Source organism: Sphingomonas sp. Leaf67, from assembly GCF_001421965.1.
Lineage (GTDB): Bacteria > Pseudomonadota > Alphaproteobacteria > Sphingomonadales > Sphingomonadaceae > Sphingomonas.
The window spans coordinates 268,474-286,792 of sequence record NZ_LMLP01000021.1 but is presented as its reverse complement, the minus strand read 5'-3'; the positions used below and the strand labels follow the sequence as shown (position 1 = coordinate 286,792).

16 protein-coding genes and 1 pseudogene are annotated in these 18,319 nt (G+C 61.3%); 9 read left to right on the top strand and 8 right to left on the bottom strand.

What is annotated here, in order from left to right:
• Positions 1 to 7: 7 nt before the first annotated feature.
• The 4 genes and pseudogenes from ASE90_RS13490 to ASE90_RS13480 all read right to left on the bottom strand — a co-directional run bounded on the left by ASE90_RS13490 (position 8) and on the right by ASE90_RS13480 (position 4,342).
• Entirely contained in the window at positions 8 to 1,090 is a 1,083-nt protein-coding gene (locus ASE90_RS13490; protein WP_056001592.1) for a hypothetical protein, read from the bottom strand.
• A 259-nt stretch (positions 1,091 to 1,349) separates the two neighbouring features.
• Positions 1,350 to 2,780 carry a Dyp-type peroxidase gene (locus ASE90_RS13485; protein WP_056001589.1) on the bottom strand — a complete coding sequence of 477 codons (1,431 nt, stop codon included), beginning with the start codon at positions 2,778 to 2,780 and terminating at the stop codon, positions 1,350 to 1,352.
• A gap of 393 nt (positions 2,781 to 3,173) precedes the next feature.
• A pseudogene (locus ASE90_RS19310) lies at positions 3,174 to 3,319 on the bottom strand (IS5/IS1182 family transposase); the annotation flags it as partial.
• 360 nt (positions 3,320 to 3,679) lie between these two features.
• Positions 3,680 to 4,342, bottom strand: a complete 663-nt coding sequence (locus tag ASE90_RS13480; protein ID WP_162235098.1) for a hypothetical protein — start codon at positions 4,340 to 4,342, stop codon at positions 3,680 to 3,682.
• Between the two features lie 104 nt (positions 4,343 to 4,446).
• On the opposite strand from ASE90_RS13480, the gene ASE90_RS13475 reads away from it, so the two are divergent.
• The 3 genes from ASE90_RS13475 to ASE90_RS13465 are packed head-to-tail and all read left to right on the top strand — an operon-like array spanning position 4,447 to position 6,804.
• Positions 4,447 to 5,445: a L,D-transpeptidase family protein gene (locus tag ASE90_RS13475; protein ID WP_056001584.1), complete on the top strand. Its 999-nt coding sequence runs from the start codon at positions 4,447 to 4,449 to the stop codon at positions 5,443 to 5,445.
• 47 nt (positions 5,446 to 5,492) lie between these two features.
• A complete protein-coding gene (locus ASE90_RS13470; RefSeq protein WP_056001581.1) occupies positions 5,493 to 6,356 on the top strand; it encodes a hypothetical protein in 864 nt (287 codons plus the stop codon).
• On the top strand, positions 6,289 to 6,804 hold the full coding sequence (locus ASE90_RS13465) for an ion channel (protein WP_235531818.1): 516 nt from the start codon (positions 6,289 to 6,291) through the stop codon (positions 6,802 to 6,804). The genes ASE90_RS13470 and ASE90_RS13465 overlap by 68 nt, the downstream gene beginning before the upstream one ends.
• Before the next feature lie 283 nt (positions 6,805 to 7,087).
• On the opposite strand, the gene ASE90_RS13460 is transcribed toward ASE90_RS13465, so the two are convergent.
• On the bottom strand, positions 7,088 to 8,302 hold the full coding sequence (locus ASE90_RS13460) for an MFS transporter (RefSeq protein WP_056001575.1): 1,215 nt from the start codon (positions 8,300 to 8,302) through the stop codon (positions 7,088 to 7,090).
• A gap of 118 nt (positions 8,303 to 8,420) precedes the next feature.
• On the opposite strand from ASE90_RS13460, the gene ASE90_RS13455 reads away from it, so the two are divergent.
• Positions 8,421 to 9,017, top strand: a complete 597-nt coding sequence (locus ASE90_RS13455; RefSeq protein WP_056001571.1) for a TetR/AcrR family transcriptional regulator — start codon at positions 8,421 to 8,423, stop codon at positions 9,015 to 9,017.
• A gap of 422 nt (positions 9,018 to 9,439) precedes the next feature.
• Here ASE90_RS13455 and ASE90_RS13450 read toward each other — a convergent pair whose 3' ends face one another.
• The 3 genes from ASE90_RS13450 to ASE90_RS13440 all read right to left on the bottom strand — a co-directional run bounded on the left by ASE90_RS13450 (position 9,440) and on the right by ASE90_RS13440 (position 11,606).
• Positions 9,440 to 10,162, bottom strand: a complete 723-nt coding sequence (locus ASE90_RS13450) for an IS6 family transposase (RefSeq protein WP_056001568.1) — start codon at positions 10,160 to 10,162, stop codon at positions 9,440 to 9,442.
• 99 nt (positions 10,163 to 10,261) lie between these two features.
• Entirely contained in the window at positions 10,262 to 10,732 is a 471-nt protein-coding gene (locus ASE90_RS13445) for a group I truncated hemoglobin (protein WP_056001565.1), read from the bottom strand.
• A 1-nt stretch (position 10,733) separates the two neighbouring features.
• Positions 10,734 to 11,606: a DUF3034 family protein gene (locus ASE90_RS13440; RefSeq protein WP_056001562.1), complete on the bottom strand. Its 873-nt coding sequence runs from the start codon at positions 11,604 to 11,606 to the stop codon at positions 10,734 to 10,736.
• A gap of 86 nt (positions 11,607 to 11,692) precedes the next feature.
• Here ASE90_RS13440 and ASE90_RS13435 point away from each other — a divergent pair, with 86 nt between their 5' ends.
• The 5 genes from ASE90_RS13435 (at position 11,693) to ASE90_RS13420 (ending at position 18,178) form a co-directional block, all read left to right on the top strand.
• Positions 11,693 to 12,280, top strand: a complete 588-nt coding sequence (locus tag ASE90_RS13435) for a hypothetical protein (protein WP_056001559.1) — start codon at positions 11,693 to 11,695, stop codon at positions 12,278 to 12,280.
• Between the two features lie 38 nt (positions 12,281 to 12,318).
• Positions 12,319 to 14,586 carry a putative bifunctional diguanylate cyclase/phosphodiesterase gene (locus ASE90_RS13430; RefSeq protein WP_056001556.1) on the top strand — a complete coding sequence of 756 codons (2,268 nt, stop codon included), beginning with the start codon at positions 12,319 to 12,321 and terminating at the stop codon, positions 14,584 to 14,586.
• 166 nt (positions 14,587 to 14,752) lie between these two features.
• Complete coding sequence (locus ASE90_RS19305) at positions 14,753 to 15,034, top strand: SDR family oxidoreductase (RefSeq protein ID WP_268795020.1); 282 nt, start codon at positions 14,753 to 14,755, stop codon at positions 15,032 to 15,034.
• Between the two features lie 205 nt (positions 15,035 to 15,239).
• Positions 15,240 to 17,063 (top strand): diguanylate cyclase, encoded by a 1,824-nt coding sequence (locus tag ASE90_RS13425; protein ID WP_082449801.1) that lies wholly within the window; start codon positions 15,240 to 15,242, stop codon positions 17,061 to 17,063.
• A gap of 563 nt (positions 17,064 to 17,626) precedes the next feature.
• Positions 17,627 to 18,178 (top strand): hypothetical protein, encoded by a 552-nt coding sequence (locus ASE90_RS13420; protein WP_156356206.1) that lies wholly within the window; start codon positions 17,627 to 17,629, stop codon positions 18,176 to 18,178.
• Positions 18,179 to 18,319: the final 141 nt, after the last annotated feature.

The following is an 18,319-nucleotide window of genomic DNA, read 5'->3' as shown; positions in this document are numbered from 1 at the left end:
TCTTCTCCTAACCGGTCGTCCGGGCGACGGCGGCGAGCCGTGCCAGCGCAGCGGCCGCGTCTTCCGCTGACACAGGTTTCTTCTCGGCATAGGCCGCATGCTGAAGGTCCAGCGCGGCGAGGGCAGAGATGGCAGCTGCCAACGCATCGGGCGGTTGGCTTGGACGCCGCACTAGTGTCGTCACAACGGCCGCCGCCTCTAATGCTGGATCACGGGCCAAAGCAGCCTTGGCGCCTGCCTCACCGCCCACCGCTACGCCCGCGTGCTCCGCCACACCACGTAGCGCTGGCACGGGATCGAGCGCCTCGGCGCGTACGAGATTGCGTATTGTCTCGGCGCCGAGGTCGGCTGTGATTTTGTCTAAGGCGATATGTAGATCGCGCTCACGCTCCAATGACCGTCGCAACTGGTTGCTGATCATGCGGAGCCGATCGCTGGCGACAAGGAGGCGGCGTCGTTGAGCTTTGTCAGCCAGCGCGCCGCCAATCTGCTGCGCCGCCTTCCCCACGACGGGCGCCAAGGGCGTGACGCCTACGGCCTGACCGAACGCGCTCACGCTGGCCGCTGCGCGGATAACGGCGTCTTCCATGTCCCCCTCAGCGTCGTATGCCGCCTCAGCCGCGAAGGCGCGGTAGGCAACGCTTAGCGCGATTGCTGCTTCGGCACGCAACCGCATCACGCCGTCGAGCCGCGCCGCCTGGCGTATGACCGCGCTGTTCCGCCGAGCTTCGGCGGTGGCAAGGACATCGCAGTCCGGGTTCACCCCAGACACTGCACCTGCACGCGTGACCGCAGGGCGCCCCGCAGCGTCACGGCATTTACTCATGACGGTGTAGGCGTAGTTAAAGCTGTCGTCTGCCGCAGCATCCAGTAAGCGACGGCGGCGGTCGTCTATCTCCTCGACAAGGGCGGTTGAGACGGCGACGCCGGTTCCTGCCAGGCGCCCGGCCCCTGCGCGATCGGCGGTTGCGCATGATGCGAGCATCACACCTACGAGCGCTACTCCCAACGCATGCTGCCCCGCCACCGTCCTCGACCGCCAGGCACCCGCTTTCCCGAAGAAGCTGCAATCCGGCAGATTCCCGATCATCCAAGACGAACACAATGTTCACCCCCTCCTGCCAGTTATTCGGCAACACTACCCTTTTGATTTCATGCTAGATTCCGCCAATTCGCAGCAGCTATTACTAAATGTTACACGGTCCTATCACAGTCGTAAAACTTATACGTTCAACTTGTATACCGGGTACAACATCGGCATTACAGCCTGCCTTACAGCGAAAGTTTTTGGGGAACCTGCGGTGTTTTACAGGTAACATAAGTTTTAATTAAGTCACCTTTCTGGCTAGTCAATCTCCAAGCGACCGAAGAAATGGCAGGGATGGCATAAAAAAGTACTCGCCGCCCTTCATTGTCACTGCCTGCGCAATCGGATCTACCGACTTGAAGTGTTCCGACATGCCCTGCTTCGCATCCCATAGTGTCGGACACGATATGGACGGGCGCTTACCTTGGCCGATGACCAGGTCGAGCCCGGGCGCGTGAGATCCGATATGAAGGGGAAAAGCAGCATTGTTGGCCCAGTTTTTTTGCACGAACTCGAATTGCTCGACAAGGTTAGCATTGAAGGCCATGAATAGGAGACCAACGCCGCTAGTCGGCTTCCTGTCGGGATCCTCGTCATTCAGGTCGTCGGAACGTTCGCCATACGTTTGACCCCGCCGTGCCATGACGTGAAGCCGTTCGTCCTCGTGCGTCTCGAAGCCGCCACTGCCGCGCGGATTCATCTTCCGGATGTGACCAAAAAACGGGCATTTACCTCCGTCCAGGTCGGCAGCGTAGTCAAAGTCGTTAAGTACCGGATCGCTGCCGCACGGTGGCAGCGCGACCGGCCTGCCGTCTTCGAAGCGGCCTACGATCATGGCTCCGGCCAAGGCGCGAGCCGTCGGCTTCAGACCGAGCGCGGTTGCGAGAACGTTCTCTTGCTGCTTGAAGAGTTTGACGTTCTGTTCAAGCTTTCGGAATACGAAATAGCTTCCGAAATGGACCGACGGATCAGGCGCCGCAGGGTCTGGAACGATCGCACGTCCGGGTCCGAAAGCCGGATCCCACACCTCGATAGATTCCTCCGCCTGGACATCCTCCTTAAAGAACAGTGGCTGACTACGCCCATCGACGTAGCCGAAATGCTCGATACCCTCGCCCACCAAGTTAAGCTGTTCCTTACCCGTCTGGTCGCCAAGCAACACGAGTAGCGGATGTGCGGCGATCATCATCTTGACCCTTCTCACGGTGACGTCGTGCACATTCTGATCGGCATCGCCTACGAGGATTACGGCATCGACGATCTGGCGAAAGTGCCCGTCCCACCCGTCAACGTCCGCGTCCTTAAGCTCCTCTTGAGTTATATGGCTGGTCATGCCGCGCTGAAACGCTTCGTCGTCCGGTTGCGACGCCTTGGGTATGCCCAAAGCCTCGTAACCTGCCGCGCTGAGGCCGACCCCGACGTACGGTGTGCCGCCGGGCCCCCCTGCCTTGAACGACGCTATTTCAGCAAGATGGTCCTTGGCTGATTTCATCAAAGCGGCGACGATGCCGTCGCGTGCGAGCTCAGCGAGCAAGCTTTGAGCTTGCTCTCGATTAGACAGTTTCAAAAATAAGGCCGTGAAGGCTTTGCGCGCATGGGCCTTCAGGATATTCGGCTGGAGGGCGTCGAGCATAGACGCGTCGTCGCCGCTGGCGGCTTTCCAAGAGATCGGCTTATCCAACGTTACAGTCATACCACCCCCAATATAGTTGCGAACTAACTTCGCCCCGTTAGTGGGGTCACCACTTTGGGTTTTTACAGGGCAAACGTTTGTTGTAAGACACGAAATTTTGCGATAATCACGTAATACGAATTATACTCGCAACAAAACGTGCGCATACATCGAAGATCCTATTTTGTGTGATATACTTCAATATAGCGCTATATTACCTTGTGAATATCGAGATGTAAACATTTTTTCCAAGTATTTTGTAATACTACGTTTGAAGTATAACCATCTATCGCCCGTTTAATCAATAATACCTCATTTGAAGTATCGATTCTGGCGGCGAGATCGAAGGTCGTGAACAAGCCCCTAATTTGACAAGTCGATTCTGAGCCGAGGGTCAGGTCTCGTTGATCACAGTCAGAAGTTGACGGTTGCGGCGAGCGCGACGGCAGAGAAGGAACGGTCGGGCAGCGGTCGTAGGGGGTGGCGACGCGGCGCCAGTCCTTTACCCTAAGGCTGCCGAACATGATCTCCATGCGACCGCAACGCCGGTAGCGGCGCTTCGCCGAGCTAGTATCGGGCGAGACGCCCGAAATGGTGCCGAGCCGGGCGGATCAGGCGTTTCACGCCGCTAAACACGCAGGTCGAAACACCGAACGATAGGCGAACTACGAGCGCGACGAATACGTGACCCAGTTGCGGCCACTCAAAGCCCCGTATCGGCTTCCGAACTTCTGCCACTCGTTCATCACATCAGCAGCATGCGGGCACAGGCCCACCGGAAGTGGATGACCTGCATAAAATCGGTAGTTGGAAGTTGGTCCGCTTCACCGACGTTTACTCTAGCCTGCCGTCGTCCAGGCTGTTCGTCGTAACCGAACAATCAACATTGATTACGCTCAAGCGTCTAGCTTCAGCAGCAGCTACCGGGTAAACAGGAAGCCTACGCCGATCAGGAACACTGTGCCTTCAACAAGGCCGAGAAGAACGTTTCCGGCGGCACGCAGCACGCCGACATCGAGCGCGCTTGCGAACCATCGGACACCCACCAGCCAGTAGTTCACTATAGCAATGGCGACTAGCCAATGGCCTATCAGGCGTGCGGTTGGATGTGTGTCGATGCCGAGACTGGTGCCGATGCTGATGCCGAGAGCGAACACGGCGGCGGGGTAGCATTGCTCGTAGAAAGGCTGCTGGAGCGAGACGCGGTCGAGCTTGTCGCCTCTACGCCTTACGAGGCGCGCTGCGAGGAAAAGCGGGAAGGCCGCAAAGACGATCACGCGGAGCACCAGCGCGCTGGCATTGTCATTGATCAGGTCCGCGAGCCCGTGGTGGCTCGCGATGATCTCGTCAGTCTGCCCCAGCGCCGTGGCGACGGCATGCCCGAGCAACAATGCCAGGGACAGGAAGAGCGGCGGGCTCAGCACGGCACCATAGCGTTGATCGTCCGGGAGAACTGCCTCGCGCTGGATCTGCTTCATCGTGCTGACGGGACGGAAGGCAGCGCGCCACAACGTCAGTGGAAAAAACAGCAGCCAACTCATGACCTCGTAGAGAAGCTCGTCCAGCGAGTTGAGCCACTTCATAAAGTCCATATCGCATCATGAGCGACTGTCCGGGACGGCGCAATATCGGCTTGCAAGGCGACGTCAAACCGTCTCAGACTGATGCCGTTAAAGGGGATAGCGAGATGCCACACCCTGTGTGCAAGGCGATGCTAGCTGGCACTGCTCTGGCGTTCGCGCTCCCGGCGTGCGCTCAAGGCGCCCGCGCGAGTTCGCCAACCGAGTTCGTGCACATGGCCGAGCGGCTCAAGCCCGGCGAGTGGGTGTGGGCGCCGGGTGTCGCGCCCGACGGCCAGGTCGTCGTCTACGTCGACCTCTCACACCAACTGGCGACCGTCTATCGCAACGGCGTCCGCATCGGAGTAAGCTCGGTCTCGTCCGGAAAACCGGGGCACGAGACACCGACCGGCGTCTTCACGATCCTCCAGAAAGACGCGCGACACCGGTCGAGCAAGTACAACAACGCGCCAATGCCGTTCCAGCAGCGGCTCACCTGGGACGGTGTCGCGCTACATGCTGGCGGGCTGCCCGGCTATCCGGAGAGCCACGGCTGCGTTCACCTCCCGTACGGCTTCTCGCGCGAATTGTTCGGCATCACCTCACTCGGCGCAACCGTGGTGATCGACGGCAACGCCGCGAGCCACATCCGCAGCACCGAGACTAGCCTGCTCGCTCCCGTCGATGGGAAGGGCCGCCGGGTAGAGCGCACGCTGCTCGACCAGCAGCAGTTCAGCTGGCAACCCGAACGATCCACGACTGGTCCGATGACGATCATCGTTTCCAAGTCGGACCGGCAGGTGGTCGTGATGCGTGGTGGGGTCGAGATCGGGCGCAGCGTCGCGGCGGTGAACGACGACGATCCCGGCAGCCACGTCATAACGCTGACGAGCGCACCCGATGGAACGCCGCGCTGGGCGTACATCGGTCTCCCCGGACACGAGGAAGAGGCAGGACGCCCGCTCGACGAGGGGGTGATCAACCGGCTGCGCTTGCCGCGCACCTTCTACGAGCAGGTACGCGCTGCGCTCCGGCCTGGCACGACGATCCTCATCACTCAGTCGCGGGTAGGCTCGAGCGGCGGGGAGCCGCTGACCGTGATGGACGCGGTGGTGCCGCAGCCGTGACGTGCGATGAACCGGTCGAGACCAGGCCGGCAAACAGGGGAAATGCCATGTCGATGACCAACGTCTCACCGCTTCTTGCCGCCGCACTGCTGCTACCCGCGCTGCCGAGCGCCTCCGCGGCGCAGACGACCGGACTTGAAGACATGGTCGGTACTCGGGCGGGCCAAGGCGAGTTAGAAGTACGGCGCCGCGGTTACGTCGATGTGCGCACAGAGCAAGGCGATGATCGCGCCTATACCAACTGGTGGAACGCCGAGCGCCGACAGTGCGTCACCATCGCTACCATGGACGGGCGGTACAGCTCGATCCAACCGACGTTGCCGCCCGACTGCGGCAAGTCCGCGAAGGTTCGTCCAAACGCCAGTTACACTGGGCAACCCGCCAGTCGGCCGCCTGCGGGCTACGAGCCAGATCGTGGCTACTCGCGCCCTCCTGAACGCCAGCAGGCGGCCCCGAGCTACGTCGGGAATGATGCACCGGTGGTCGATGGCCGCAATGTCGCGCTCGGCCTCGTCTGCTTCGGCGACGGGAGCAAGGCGGGTATCGCCAGCGGCACCACCTGGACGTGGAACCGCGACAAGAACCGCTACGACTACGGCCGCTACAACGAGACGACCACCGAGGTATTCGACGCCTCCCTTATGGTTCAGACATGGGAAGGCGGGGGTCGCATTCGGCTGCCCAAGTCCCTCATCCCGCCGATCAACTCGCGCGGCAATAACGGATGGTGGGACCTTTACGATGTCGTGGAGGGACCGGACATCATTCGTGCGAGCTACCGCCTTAACGGCCTGAACAAGCCCAAGCTGGTGATCGATCGCCGCACCGGACGGATCACCGTGGATGGCGCTGCTTCTTACAGCTTCCGCGGGACATGCGACACGATCGGTCACGAGGCACGACGGTTCTAGCGGGCTGCTCGTGTCACCGTCTTTGTGGGTCGAACTGGCGCTAGCGACCATTCTTGTTCTCGCGACCGCGCTCTTCCACGGTTTCGGCCTGCTCGTGATCGGGCGTGCCCTGAGCGCGCTTGACCGCGGCACGACCGAGTTCGAATTGAACCCGCTCTCGCTTCGCGGCGCTGCCTACACGAGCGCGGTCGTGCTCGGCTTATTGACGCTGTCCGGTCTCGAAATCTGGTTCTATGCCTTCGTGTATCTCCTGATCGGCGCGACTGCCACGCTTCAGGACTCGCTGTACTTCTCTACGATCACCTTCGGCGCCATCGGCTTCTCCGATGCGCCGCTCGCGGTGCCGTGGCGGATCGTGGGGGCGATCGAGGGCATCAACGGTGTCCTGCTTCTAGGATGGTCCGTGGCGTTCCTCGTCGCCGAGCTGCAGCGTGTTCGGCACCGGTGAAACCCTTCGCATGTCCGTGACATTGAGGCGTTTGGAACCGGGGCGCGGGTCAACAAGAGGCGGAGGTCGGCAGCGCGGTACCTCCTGAAATCGTCCAGTTGATGGGTAAGGTAGGGCCCTCCCGCCCGTGGTGAAGACCCAATTCCGGTCATTCGCGGCCCCTTTAAAGCCCCCCAACTTCTGCCGTCCATTCATGTTGGTAGCGGAGGAGTGCTGAACCAATGACAACTCGATGTCCGGCCGGCTTTCTCAATGGGGACGGTATTCTGGGAGTATTTTAGAGTTAGCTGGCCGGCGTTGAGCGGTAACCCGGACGAAAGGCGGAACGGCGCGCGGCCAGCGCGATGAGGAAGGCGATCAGGGTCAGCGCGACGACAGCGGGCGGCAGCAGCTTAGTCCCTCCCGTCGTGAGGAGCACCCCGCCCAGCGCCCCGCCGACCGCGATCGCCAGGTTCCAGGCCGTGGTCACCATCGCCTGCGCCAGATCTACGCCGTCCCCTGCTGCGTCCGCCGACGCCGTCTGCATCATCGCCCCGGCACCACCGAAGCCAAGGCCCCAGACGATGGCTGCTGCATAGACGGCAAGGCCTTGGCCACCGGCAAACGTCAGAAGAAAAGCAATGGCCGCAAACGATCCGATCGCGAGCAATACCAGCATGCGCAGCATCCGATCGATTAGTTGCCCGATGATCCAGATGCCGACGAGCGAACTGATGCCGAACGCCAGCAGGACGAGATCGACCCGCGCGGACGCAGCGGTCGCGAACGGCGCGATGTAGGTGTAGAGGATGTTGTGGCCCGTCATCCAAGCAAGGATGACGAGCAGGATCGGCATGATACCCGGTGTCCCGACGACGCGGCGCAGAGAAGGACGATCGTCACCCTTCCGCCCGGGGGCATCGGGCACCTTGACGATAATCCAGCCGATCAGCACGACACTCAGTGCCGAGAGGATTAGGAACGATCCGCGCCACCCAACCAAACCGCCTAGGAAGGTGCCTATGGGAACACCGAGTGAAAGCGCCAGCGGCACGCCGACCATGGCGAGGGCCATTGCCGGGCCGGTCTGATCGGCACGCACGATGCTGCGCGCGTAACCCGCAACGATACCCCAGGCGAGACCTGCCGCGCATCCGGCGACGAACCGCGCGACCAGCACGACCGTGATCGATCCGGCCAAAGCGGTCAGCGTGTTGCCCACAACGAAGCAGATGATGGTGACAAGCAGTACCGGTCGTCTGCGACGGCCTTGGGTCAGGCTCGTGAGCGGGATCGCTGCGAGCAAGGACCCAAGCGCATAGACGGCAACGAGTTGTCCCGCGATCGCCTCGGAGATTCGCAGGCCGGATGCGATCTGCGGAAGTAGGCCAGCGGGCAGCGTCTCGGTGACGATGCACAGGAAGCCACTGGCGGCGAGGCCAGCAAGGGCCGCGATCGGGAGTGCGGCGCGTTCCGCTGAGCCCGCTTGAATGCCAATTTTGTTGGAGGAGGGCGACATGGGTGTCCTTGTTCGTCGATGTGATGCCCGCCTCTGCACCGTGACAATCCTGAGGCATCGCTATTTCCGTTAATACCCACTATATAAACACGACTCTCAGAGGCAAGTGGTTTGTGTAATGGACGTTAACGTAAATAAGCGATCACGCGGGCGCCCCCGTGGTTTCGCGCTTGAGGCTGCGATCGAGGCCGGGCAGCATCTGTTTCATGAGCACGGCTATGAGAACGTCAGCGTGGCCGCGCTGACCGAGGCGATCGGGATTTCCCCGCCGAGCTTTTATGCAGCGTTCGGCAGCAAGGCCGCATTCTTCAAAGAGAGCCTAAGGCTTTACTCGGCCACCGTGGTGCCGCTGGACCACTTCCTGATGCCGGGTGCAGCGCCGATGGCGGCGCTTGGCAACATGCTGCGTGCTGCGGCGCACGCTTATACCACTAGTCCGCAGCGGCGTGGTTGCCTGATCCTTGAGCACGCAAAAGCGGGCACAACGGATTGGGGCATCGCAGCCAAACAAATTGCGGGAGAAAACCGCAGCAGGGTGACAGAATTTCTCAACAATGCGGGAATTGAAGCTTCCGGACGTGTCGGAGATTACGTTGCTACGACAATGCTCGGCCTATCGGCTGCAGCGCGAGAGGGATGGGACGAGCCAAGACTGCTTGCCGTCGCCGACGCGGCAGCCGAGGCTCTACTTTGTCGCTCAGCCCTTGGGGAGTAAACAGGTTTCTGCTTGAGCCGGCTTTCCTAGGTGGGGACCTGTGACCCACAATCGGTCGTTCCCGCCGCCAATGCAGCTTACCAGCTTCGGCCGCCCGTTCATCTAAGCCAAGTGTGAGATTGGAATACCGGGGCATTTCGCCAGATCACGCGCGAATACGTACTCCTTGGCGCAGTCGAACATGCTGCGGTTCAGGTCGGCGAGGTCGTCCCTCATGATCCGACCTGATGGTGAGCCGACCCTCAGCGCCAGCGAGGGTGTCAACGGCAGAACGCCATGCGTTGGCTTATCCGGCACGCAGAACTCGCCATCGCAGGCCTTGATCAGCCCCCATGACACCGCCGGAAGCTCCGCCTTGGGTGCTGTCAGTCTAACGCGAACCGCTCTCTACACGATGCAGGTCGGTCTATGAGGGCAGGGAGCTAGCTCGCGAGGACCTGCCACTCCGCCAGCGCGGCGGAGCGTCGTTCACGGTAGGTCTGACGATCGGTAAGATGACGCTCGAGGCTGAAATGGTTGTGGACGTTGGCGTGGACCGAAGCGAACTTCTGCAGGGTATGCATCCGCCTGAATCTGAGCATTGCCCGCTCCCTTCGTCGGAACGGCAGATGACTGTTCTCGACCCGGTTGTTCGCCCAGCGGCCGACCTCCTGTTTGTCAGCGTTGCCAAGCTCTTTCATCGCTGCGCGGTAGGAGCGCAGGCCATCGGTCGTGATCGCTTCGGGTTTGCCATGGCGTCTGAGCGCCTTCTTCATGAAGGTTAGTGCAGCGTCCTTGTCGCGGGTTCTCGTGATATAACTCTCGAGGATCTCGCCTTCGTGATCGACCGCGCGCCACAGATAGACCATCTCGCCGTTCAGTTTCACGTACATTTCATCGAGATGCCAGCGCCAGTGCCGGAAGCCGCGCATCCGTGAAACGCGCTGCCGGCGGATGTCGCCGGCGAACATGGGACCGAACCGGTTCCACCACATCCGCACCGTCTCGTGACAGATGTCGATACCCCGCTCGAACAGCAGGTCCTCGACGTTGCGCAGCGACAGCGGAAACCGCACGTACATCATCACCACCAGCCGGATTACCTCCGGCGACGAGTTGAACCGACGGAAGGGGCTGGGCGGCTTGGCTCGCGAACGTCGGCTCATCGGCGCGCCGTAACCCACGCCACACTGGCATGCCACATTAGTCTGACAGAGCCGGTGCAAGGCTCTGGCATTGTCGCAGCTCAACTGCGGTGATGCAGATCAGCGTTCCACGACGTCGCGGTGCATGGGGGCGAGCTTCGACAAGAAACGGTTTTGTGCGGCGAATGGCACATGCTCGGCGCGCATGACGGCCTGCAGATTCTCGACCAGAGCGGCCATGTCGGCGCGCTGGATACCCATATCTTTATGCGCCGACTTCATTTCGCGGCCGGTATAGGTACATCCGCCGCCAAGAACGAAGCAAAATTGCTCTTTCAAGGTCCGGCGCAGACGAACCATATCTTGGTTCCGGAAGATATCGCTGATCCGTGCATCCTTTTCGCTGCGCGCGACGAGGTCGTCGACGATCCGCGAGACACCAGCACTGCCGTGGAACGCCTGCCACAGGCGGTCGTCCGGGAACGGCTTCGCGCCTGCGTTCGCGTCGGATTGCACATAAGGCGCGACCGGCTCCTCGCCGGCCCGCACAGCGGCGACCACGTGTAGCAGCATGACGGCGACGGTCAGCATGTCAGAACGATCCTTGTACTGATAGAAAAGCACCGCGCTGACGGCGGACGGTAGCGATGTCGCCAAGGTCCACAAAGGCGGCGGTGAGCGATAGCTTGCGGGCAGGCGCCCAGATTGCGAACGCGTCCACCGCCTTCTGCTCGCGCGCGAAACCGAGATTGTTCGGTTTCGTCCGGCCCTCTACACCAATTACGAAACGCGGCGAGATCATCAGTCCAGCGGAACCCTCGAACTGCGGGCGGTAGCGATTCTGGCGGTCGCCGCCGAACCCCAGCAAGCCGAACTGGTTCGCTTTGGTCGCGCGCATCGTGGCGTTGAGTACCAGGCTGCGTGACAGCACCACCTTGGTCGCCGCCACATAGAAGTCGGTTCCGCTGTCATGCCGGCCCCCGATCGCACGGATGATCGCGCCATGGTTCGCGCGCTTGTGCTGCACGCCGATCGCGATCTGCGGCAGCCAGCTATCCTGTTCCCACACCGCATCGCCCATCAGACGCATCTTTACGCCATAGATGCTCTGTCGAAAGGTGAAGCCGCGACCTAGGCCGAGCGCCGCGCCCTTGGTTCGCGTGTCGAAACTCTGTTTGGTATAGGACAGTTCGATGCGGTCGTTCACCCCGATCGCCGCGCCATAACTTTCGAGGTCGAAGTCCGGAAGTGCAACGAGCGTCGCATTCGCCTTGCCACCGATACCGTCGCGCGTCTCGTTTCCGGCGACCACCGCCCAAGTCGCCAGCCCGCCGCCAGCGGCACCCTCGACGGAAGTGACACCATTGGTAAGCAGGAGTTTGCCGCCTGCGCGACGGCCCCCCGCCGACGCAGGCTGGGCGGCGAACAGCAGCGCGATCGCCGCAACCAAACAATAGCGGATCATGCACGAATAGTACCGATCCAACCGACAATAGTTTATTAACGCCGACGTTCACAGGTTCGAAACCATCGCACGCATACGTCTCTGTAATGCGAATTTTCTGTGCTCTCGCGCTTGCCGGTGTCGCCATATCGACCGCCGCCATGGCCGCCCCGGTCAACATTCAGGTGATGGGTGTCGACGGACGTCCGCTTGCCGGCGCAGTCGTCGTCGTCACCATGCCCGGTGAGAAACCGCCGGCTCCGAAGGGCCCCTATACAGTGGCACAGCGCAACATACAGTTCGATCCGCAGGTGCTGATCGTCCCCGTTGGCGGAACCGTAATCTTTCCGAATCTCGACCGGGTACGGCACCATGTCTATTCCTTCTCGAAGACGAAAAAATTCGAACTGAAACTGTTCGGCCGTGAAGAGAGCCGCAAGGTAACCTTCGACAAGCCGGGTGCCGTTGCGCTAGGCTGCAACATCCACGACGGCATGAATGGCGTGATCTATGTGACCGCCAGCCCCAACACCGCGATGACCGACGCCAGCGGTCGGGTGCGGATGAATGTTGCCGCCGGTACCGGCCGGGTCGCGGTGTGGCATCCGACCATCCGCTCACCCGGCAATACGCTCGAGCAACCGGCGTCGATCACGGCGGCGGGGCTGGAGACTGTTTTGCAGCTGCGTCGATGAAACCCTTTTTGCCGTCATTCCGTACTCTGCGTACCCGCATGACGGTCCTCTACGCCGGGCTGTTCACCATCGGCCTGATCGCGCTCTCGATCTTCGCGCAGGTGATGATCGAGCGGAGCGCGCGCAACTCGGCGACCGATGAGCTTGCCACCAGCGCCTCGGTCTATGATCGGTTGTGGCAGGAGCGGGAACGCTCGCTAGCGGGTGCGGCCGACGTCGTCGCCCGCGACTTCGGATTCCGCAGTGCGGTCGCCAGCAACGATAACGGCACGATCGAATCCTCGCTCGAAAGCCTGCGAACGCGCGCCGGGGTGCCGCATGCCTTGCTCGTTACCAACGAGGGCGCGGTGATCGGCGATGCGGGGAAAATGGGAAGCGGGCTGACGGGCATCGTGGGCGGGTTGCAGAGCGACCGGCGCGACGCCGTGGTCGCGGTGGGGAACAGGGTCTATCGCATCGTTACCGCGCCAATCATGGCCCCGAACGAAATCGGGCGTATCGTGTTCGCGGTCCCGCTCGACGCATCCGAGATGCGCGGCCTTGAAAAACTGTTCGCGATCCCGCTGACCGCGGAGATACTGACCCGGACCCGTACCGGCGCCTGGAGCAACGGGCGCCTCACCCTGCCGGCCGATATCGGGCCAGCGGTGACGAACATCACCACCCCTGCCGGGCCGAGCTTCGCGATCGTCCGCCCGCTCGCCGCACCCAATGGGGCCGCGCAAGCGGCGCTGGTGCTGCGCTATCCGATGGCCCGCGCGATGCAGTCCTACCGTTCGATCCAGCTGGGGCTGGTCGTGGCCGGGCTCGCCTGGCTGGTGATGATTGTCATCGGCACCGGGCGACTGGCCAGCGGTATTGCCAGACCCATCGCCGCCCTCGACGACGCGGCGCGGCGTCTGGAACAGGGTGACCGCTACGAAGTACCGATCGAAAGCCAGGATGAGGTCGGGCGGCTCGCGTTGTCGTTCAACCGCATGTCGCTCGGCATCAAGCAACGCGAGCAACGCATCTCGCACCTGGCCTTTCACGACGGGCTGACCGATCTGCCCAACCGCGTCTTCTTCCAACAATCGCTGGATCAGGCGGTGGCCCGTGGCCGGCGGCTTCACGAGCAGGTCGGCGTGCTGTGTCTCGACCTCGACGGTTTCAAAAGCATCAACGATACCTTCGGACACCCGGTCGGCGACGCGTTGCTCCGCCATGTCGCGCAGCGCCTGTTGCAGATCGCGGATGGTGCGATGGTCGCTCGCCTCGGCGGCGATGAATTTGCGATCATCGTGCCCGAAGCGGGCGACCTCTGCCGCTCGCGCCGTCTGGCGCAAGCGATCGTCGACATATTTTCCCAACCGTTGCAGGCCGAGGATCAAACGATCGCGACCGGTAGCAGCATCGGCATCTCGATGTATCCGGCGGACGGGCGCGACGCGGCGACATTGCTGAAGAACGCCGACCTCGCGCTGTACCGCGCCAAGCAGGACGGACGCGGCAAGTTCCGCTTTTTCGAACAGTCGCTCGACGAGGCAGCGCGCAAACGGCGCCAGATCGAGACCGACCTGCGCGTCGCGATACACAATGGACAACTTCAGCTCGCCTTTCAGCCGATCGTCACCAGCCAAGGTGAAATCATCAAGGGGTTCGAGGCGTTGCTGCGTTGGCCACACCCCGAACGCGGGATGATTCCACCGGTCGAATTCATTCCCGTTGCGGAAGAGACGGGGCTGATCATCCAGGTCGGCGAATGGGTCATGCATGAGGCCTGCCGCGTCGCGGCGACATGGCCCGAACACGTGCGGGTCGCGGTCAACGTATCACCGCTGCAATTCCGCGCGCAGGGTTTCGGCTCGATCGTGCTTCAGGCGCTGTCAGCCAGTGGGCTTGCCCCCAACCGGCTAGAGATCGAAATCACTGAGTCGGTGTTCCTAGAAGGCGAGACGGGTGTCCTGCAAATCCTGCATATGCTGCGCGCGCTGGGCGTACGCGTGGCGCTCGACGATTTCGGCACGGGCTATTCGTCGCTCAGCTATTTGCGATCGTTCCCCTTCGACAAGATCAAGATCGATCGATCGTTCGTCACCAATGTGGCAAGCGACGTCAGCGCGGCCGCGATCGTCAAGGCCATTGTCGACCTTGCCACGGCGCTGAGCATGGAAACGACCGCCGAAGGGGTAGAAGACGAAAGCCAGTATGCGCAGCTGCAAGCACATGGATGCAGCACGCTACAGGGTTATCTGTTCAGCCGACCGATCGATGCAATGGCGGCGGCGCATATGCTAGCCTCAAACAAGATCGCGCGTGCGGCCTGATAATTAGTCGGAGATTGTCAAATAAGTCGGCAAACTCGACCCAGTTGCGGACGTTTACACCCCATCCATCGCTTCCCAACTTCTGCCACTCGTTCATACCAAAAGCGGCAGATAGGCTACCTCAGCCCGGTGGACATCTAGATGCAAGCGCAGGTAGCTTAACCTGGTGTCTACGAAACCGGCAGTAGCTCAGATCAATGCTGTGTCTCCTGGTTGGATTATGACCGAAGCCACGGGCGACTTCCTCGCCATGCTACAGGCAGCTAATGGTGGCACGGTCGAAGACGCCCGTCAGTCCGTTCTTGATGCTTTGGGTGGAATTCCAATCGGCCGCGGAGCTGAACCCGTAGAGGTTGCCGACCTGATTGCCTATCTCGCCGCCGACCGCGCCGCCGCGATCCATGGCGCTGAGTTTGTGATCGACGGCGGGACGATCCGCACCGTCTGACCGCTCGGTTGCTCGCCCTTCATGGCGAGCGACTTCCTACACTTTTGCCGCTTTGACCCAGAAGCGGTTACTCAGCCCCCTTTGGCGTCTGCCAGAGACCCGACCATCGTTCACCGCGGGGATTTGGCATAAGCGCCTTCCTCTCGTTTGCACGATCCGAGCGTGAGTAACAGGATGCTAAAACCTGACGGGTACGGCCAAAAGCATGTTGTCGTCACTTTCAGCACGGATCGCCGCGATCGGCCTCGTTGTCCTAATCGCACTGGCTTCGTTAGCAGGGCTCCTCGTGGATGCCTCACGACAGACCAGCCAAAGTTTTGAATGGGCTGGACACTCGGTAGAGGTGATCGAGACGACGGAAGCAGCGTTAGGGGATTTACGCGAGGCGGAGTCGGGTCAGCGGGGCTTCATCATCACCCGCAATCCAGCGTACGCTCGGTCGTTTGCCGAGCGGGTGGAAAGCTCAGCGCGCAATATGGCCGTTGCGGTCCGGCAGACGAGCGATAACCCTATGCAACATGCAAGAGCTCGTGAGATCGCGGTTCTGATGGCGCAGCGGGCAACCTTCCTTCGGCAGCCCTTGCTCCTCGCGCGTCATGGCGATTTTACTGGCGCGGTAGCCATCGTCGCCAGTGGTCGCGGACGTGAGCTGATGGATGCGATCAGCGCCCGGGCTAGTGGCTTTCTCGACGAAGAGCGGGCTTTGCAGACTAGCCGTCAAGACGCTGCGGACAAGCGGCTCGCCAGCGGGCGGAGGCTCGCCATTATCGGAGGGGTCGTGGTTGCGCTGCTGGTTGTCTGCAGCTTCGCACTATTGATCCGCGGAATCCGCCGGCCGTTGGCGACGATGATGCGTGCCATGACGGCGTTGGGTGACGGTGAGCAGGATGCGCGCATTGATACGGCAATGGGATCCGAGGAGTTTAACCGACTTGCTGAAGGCTATAACGCCATGGCGGAGAGGCTGAGGAACGCCGTCTCCGATCAGGCGAACAGCGAGCGTCAGCTGCAAACCGCCAACGCCGAGTTGCAGCGTAACAGCGAGACCCTGCGCGAACGCAGCTCTGTAATTGGGCTTCTGGGCGGCATGTCGCACCGCATGCAAGCGGCTCGCACCGACGATGAGCTAGCGCAGATCATCAAGGTCTTCGTACCGCGCGTACTTCCGAACGTTCCCGGCGCCCTCTACGCGCACAATAACTCGCGCAACTGCCTCGTGCCCATCGCAAGCTGGGGCGGCACGGACGTTCCGATTGAGGGCTTCGCGCCAGATCGGTGTTGGGCGTTGCGCCGCGGGCAAAGCCATTACGTGTCTGGGCCTGGCGGTGACATCGTTTGCGGTCATGTCGGCGAGGACGAGATCTATCACTGCGAACCCTTGCTCGCCGGCGGTGAGGTTATCGGTGTCCTCTACCTTCAAGGCAAGATTGAAAGCGAGAACCGCTTCCGCATGAACGTGCTGACCGAGAACATCGCTTCAGCATTGGTGAACCATCGCCTCCAGCGCTCCCTGCGTGAGCAAACGATCCGCGACCCGCTGACCGGCCTGTTCAATCGCCGTTACATGGAGGAGACGCTGAAACTGGAGATCGCGCGTGCCTCCCGCGCTGGCACGCCGCTGAGCCTCGTCATGTGTGACGTGGACCACTTCAAACGGTTCAATGACGAATTCGGCCATGATGCTGGCGACGCGGTTTTGCAGGTCGTCGCAGCGGAAATGCGCAGCCGTTTTCGCGACGGCGACGTGGTTTGCCGCTTCGGCGGTGAGGAGTTCACTATCATCGCCCCGGGCACGACCGCGGACGCTCTGGCAGGACGCGTGGAAGTCGTTCGACGCGCTATCGCCGAGCTGACCGTTCGGCATGGCAGCCGCAGCCTTGGATCAACCAGCATGTCATTTGGCATCGCGACGTGGTCAAATACGATGGCCCGCGACGGCTCAACCCTCATTCAGGCAGCCGACATGGCTCTCTACCAGTCCAAGCGTGAGGGTAGAAACCGTGCCACGATCAGTCTCATCGCAGCCTGACTGCCAACAACGTAATTCTGGCCGCGCCCAAGGACTCTTGTCGGTTACCGTCTGGTGGCGAGCGGGCGATCAATACCTCACCTGCAAAACTGATGACCCACATGCGGTCATCGGACGCACCTTATCCGCTTTCGACTTCTTCCGTTCGTTCATATTCCAAAAGGCCGGTCGGTTGCTATCACACGGGAGTAAGCGGTCGTTTGGCAGGACGGGAAGCGGAACGGTCGCATTCAGGAACGCCGGCGTACCCTCGCTGCAGCTCGCGCTACTCTCGTGTTAGTTGGGTTGTCATTTTCGGCATTAGGCTTCGAAATGGCGCGCCTCACCTGATCACGGTACAGCGCGGCCACGACATCGCCCCTGGCGAGCTGTTGATTAAACCTGCTCTCGATCAAGCGAAGCGCTGTGCGGTCATATTTGGTTATTCTATGAGAAAATGGCATCGTGTTGGGTGTCGGGCGGCCTGTCGGATTGGGAGTTCGGGGCGCGCCCTAACTGTGTAGGCGGTCGCGTAAAAAGAGGCGGGCGGGCAACAGGGTGGTTAGTCGTATGTTCTCACCACCATGCCTATTGATCCAGCTCACACCGCTACCGTCGTCACTAGCCGGGCAATCCGGGCGGGCCACGAACAGGATTTCGAACAATGGGTGACGGAACTGAATCGCCTTGCCCGCGTGGCGCCGGGATATCGGGCTGCAATCCGGCTCGGCCAGACCGCGGGGTTTCAGCATCTCCTTTTTCGGTTCGATGACCGTGCCGCGGTCGAGGCATGGCATGACGATGCGCAGGTACGCGCACACGTTGCCATCGCTGATGGATTTTCTACTTCGCTCCGCCAGATCGATGTTGGCGAAGGCGTCGCCTTCGAACTGCCGAGCGATGCGAGCGCCAGCAAGTGGAAACGGTTCGTGACGACCTGGCTGACGGTATTTCCCATCCTGCTAACGATCAGCTTAGTGATCCGCACGGCGCTCAAAGATGCACCGCTGCCCCTGCAACTCCTGCCTTCATCACTTCTGCTCACCGCGACGCTGCAATGGATCATCCTACCGCGCCTGCAACGATATACCCGATTCTGGCTGCTGCAGGACGGTTCCGGCCGGCTACAGACGTGAGGGCTTGAAACATGGCTACGAAGTAAAACGGGGTGCGAATAACGTACCTATTACATTTTTCTCCACCTTAGCTGTCGTAGCAGGCGCAGGATCAGACCCGATAACCCACTTGGGGTAGCCTTCCGCTGTCATGATAATGTC

Coding starts and splice junctions, on each gene's coding strand:
- ASE90_RS13490 (WP_056001592.1), bottom strand. CDS start 1,090: ATGATCGGGAATCTGCCGGATTGCAGCTTCTTCGGGAAAGCGGGTGCC.
- ASE90_RS13485 (WP_056001589.1), bottom strand. CDS start 2,780: ATGACTGTAACGTTGGATAAGCCGATCTCTTGGAAAGCCGCCAGCGGC.
- ASE90_RS13480 (WP_162235098.1), bottom strand. CDS start 4,342: ATGAAGTGGCTCAACTCGCTGGACGAGCTTCTCTACGAGGTCATGAGT.
- ASE90_RS13475 (WP_056001584.1), top strand. CDS start 4,447: ATGCCACACCCTGTGTGCAAGGCGATGCTAGCTGGCACTGCTCTGGCG.
- ASE90_RS13470 (WP_056001581.1), top strand. CDS start 5,493: ATGTCGATGACCAACGTCTCACCGCTTCTTGCCGCCGCACTGCTGCTA.
- ASE90_RS13465 (WP_235531818.1), top strand. CDS start 6,289: ATGGCGCTGCTTCTTACAGCTTCCGCGGGACATGCGACACGATCGGTC.
- ASE90_RS13460 (WP_056001575.1), bottom strand. CDS start 8,302: ATGTCGCCCTCCTCCAACAAAATTGGCATTCAAGCGGGCTCAGCGGAA.
- ASE90_RS13455 (WP_056001571.1), top strand. CDS start 8,421: ATGGACGTTAACGTAAATAAGCGATCACGCGGGCGCCCCCGTGGTTTC.
- ASE90_RS13450 (WP_056001568.1), bottom strand. CDS start 10,162: ATGAGCCGACGTTCGCGAGCCAAGCCGCCCAGCCCCTTCCGTCGGTTC.
- ASE90_RS13445 (WP_056001565.1), bottom strand. CDS start 10,732: ATGCTGACCGTCGCCGTCATGCTGCTACACGTGGTCGCCGCTGTGCGG.
- ASE90_RS13440 (WP_056001562.1), bottom strand. CDS start 11,606: ATGATCCGCTATTGTTTGGTTGCGGCGATCGCGCTGCTGTTCGCCGCC.
- ASE90_RS13435 (WP_056001559.1), top strand. CDS start 11,693: ATGCGAATTTTCTGTGCTCTCGCGCTTGCCGGTGTCGCCATATCGACC.
- ASE90_RS13430 (WP_056001556.1), top strand. CDS start 12,319: ATGACGGTCCTCTACGCCGGGCTGTTCACCATCGGCCTGATCGCGCTC.
- ASE90_RS13425 (WP_082449801.1), top strand. CDS start 15,240: ATGTTGTCGTCACTTTCAGCACGGATCGCCGCGATCGGCCTCGTTGTC.
- ASE90_RS13420 (WP_156356206.1), top strand. CDS start 17,627: ATGCCTATTGATCCAGCTCACACCGCTACCGTCGTCACTAGCCGGGCA.